Annotated in this window: 2 protein-coding genes; both read right to left on the reverse strand. The window is 65.3% G+C overall.

Translation table 11 applies throughout. The features are described 5' to 3' along the window. On the reverse strand, positions 1-919 hold a 919-nt coding region (locus tag HLUSI_RS0123975; protein ID WP_029363967.1), incomplete at its 3' end, for a branched-chain amino acid ABC transporter permease. Between the two features lie 156 nt (positions 920-1,075). Then, positions 1,076-2,425: aldehyde dehydrogenase family protein (locus tag HLUSI_RS0123980; protein ID WP_016836355.1), on the reverse strand; the 1,350-nt coding region annotated here is incomplete at its 5' end.

The raw sequence follows: 2,425 nt of genomic DNA on the forward strand, positions 1-2,425 counted from the left end.
CCGCGCCGGCGGCGGCGATCGGATAACTGGCCAGGCCGCCGAAGATGGCGCCGACGAACCCCTTGAGCGCGATCAGGAAGCCCGATTCGTAATTGATGATCGTGAACGGCGCGATCAGGATGCCGCACAGAGCACCGATGCCGGCGCTCAGCGTGAACGACAGCTTGCCGGCCTGGTTGGTGCCGATGCCGACCAGGCGTGCGCCGAGGCGATTGACGGCAGTGGCGCGCAGGGCTTTGCCCGACAGCGTGCGTTCAAAGTAGAAATAGATGCCGACGATCAGCGCGACCACGGTGCCGATCACGATCAGGCTCTGGCCCGAAACGGTCATCTCGCCGATGGCGAATTGCGCATCGGTGAAAGGCAAGGTGTTGGAGCCTTCCGGGCCGAACATCAGCAGGCCCAGGCCGACCATCGCCAGATGCACGCCGAGCGAGACGATCAGCAGCACCAGGATGCTGGCGTGCGCCAGCGGCTGATAGGCCAGGCGATACACCATCGGCCCCATCGGCACGACGATGGCCAAGGCCAGCGCGATCTGCAGCAGCATCGGCAAGTCCTTGAGCGGGACGTAGAGCGTGACGGCGTAGATGGCGATCGGGAACAGCAGGTATTTGCCGGCCAGCAGCGGCAATTGACCGAGCAGCTTGCCGCGGCGGTCGGCGCGGCGCAGGCTGCCGGCCAGTTCGCACAGGATGGTCGCCACGCCCAGCACCACCATCAGCAGCGCGCTCTGCGGTGCATGGCCGGCTTGAATTGCCGCCAGGGTCAGTGCGCCGAAGGCGACGAATTCGCCTTGCGGCAACAAGATGACTCGCGTCACCGAAAAAACCAGTACCAATGCCAGCGACAGCAAGGCGTAAATTGCGCCCGTCGTAATGCCGTCTTGCACCAGGACCGCAAAGATACTTGCGTCCACGTCCATCCTCCCTTGGTTGCATGGCGGCAGGCGCGCGCCGTGCAGATTGAAATAGTGTGTCGAAGGCGAGCCTTCCGCCCTGCGTGCGCGTTCCTGGAAAACCGGGAGCGCTGCCGCAGGCTTTTTGTTATTGGATATTGCCGGGTATTACCGGTATTAATTCTTCTTGGCGACCAGCGTCAGGATGTCGTACGAGGCCACCAGTTCACCGTCCTGGTTGGTCACTTCGACGTCCCATGCGACCACGCCCTGGCCGACGCCGTTGACGTCTTTCTTGTTGCGGTCGATCTTGCGCTTGCAGGTCAGGCGTGCGCGGATGGTGTCGCCGATGCCGACCGGCTTGACGAAGCGCAGCGTGTCCAGGCCATAGTTGGCCAGCACCGGTCCCGGGGCCGGCGAGACGAACAGCCCGGCGGCGGCCGACAGCACAAAGTAGCCGTGCGCGATGCGCTTGCCGAACGGCGACTCCTTGGCGGCGATCTCGTCGAAGTGCATGTAGAAATAGTCGCCCGACAGACCGCCGAAGTTGACGATGTCGGCTTCGCTGACGGTACGGCGATGGGTCAGCAGCGAGTCGCCGATCTGCAGGTCTTCGAAGTGATGGCGGAACGGATGGATGTCGGACTCGCGCACGGCAGCGCCGCGCACGCGCCCGCCCAGCTCCTCACCGCCGCCGGCACGACCGGGGCCGCCGTGCTTGAGTTGCGGCAAGGGTGAACCGTGGCCGGTGGATTCCACCGCCGCTTCGCGGTCGAGGATCAGCAAACGTCCATGCCATGCGGCGGCGATCGGGATCGCTTTGGCGGCGACCTTGGGGTCGTGCGTCACAAGGCTGCCGACCAGGCTGCCGCGACCGCGTGCAGCCAGGTCCAGCGCGCCGTCGAAATCGTCATAGGCGATCAGCGTGCTGACCGGGCCGAAGGCCTCGACGTCATGCACCGCCGGATTGGCGACGCCGTCGCGGCACAGCAGCAGCGTCGGCGCGAAGAAAGCGCCGTCGCCGACCGCATCGCCGACCGGATTGAAGCCGTCGCCGGCGCCGAAGATCTGTTCATTGCCGGCCTTGAGCAAGGCCAGGCGTTCTGCAACGTCATGCTGTTGCGCCTTGGAGGCCAGCGGCCCCATGCGCACCTGTTCCAGCGACGGATCGCCGACCACGGTCTTGGCCAGGCGTGCGCGCAGTCGTTCGGCGACGGCGTCGATGTGTTGGCGCGGCACGATGGCGCGACGGATCGCGGTGCACTTCTGGCCGGCCTTGGTGGTCATTTCGCGCGCCACTTCCTTGACGAACAGATCAAACTCTTCGTCATCCGGCGTGACGTCGGGGCCGAGAATGGCGCAGTTGAGCGAATCGGCTTCGGCGTTGAACGGAACGGAATTGCGGATCAGGTTCGGATGCACGCGCAGCTTGGCGGCGGTGTCGGCCGAACCGGTGAAGGTGACCACGTCCTGGCCCAGCATGCGCTCCAGCAGGTCGCCGGTGCCGCCGATGATCAGTTGCAGGCG

The sequence above is a fragment of the Herbaspirillum lusitanum P6-12 genome (assembly GCF_000256565.1).
Classification (GTDB): domain Bacteria; phylum Pseudomonadota; class Gammaproteobacteria; order Burkholderiales; family Burkholderiaceae_D; genus Herbaspirillum; species Herbaspirillum lusitanum.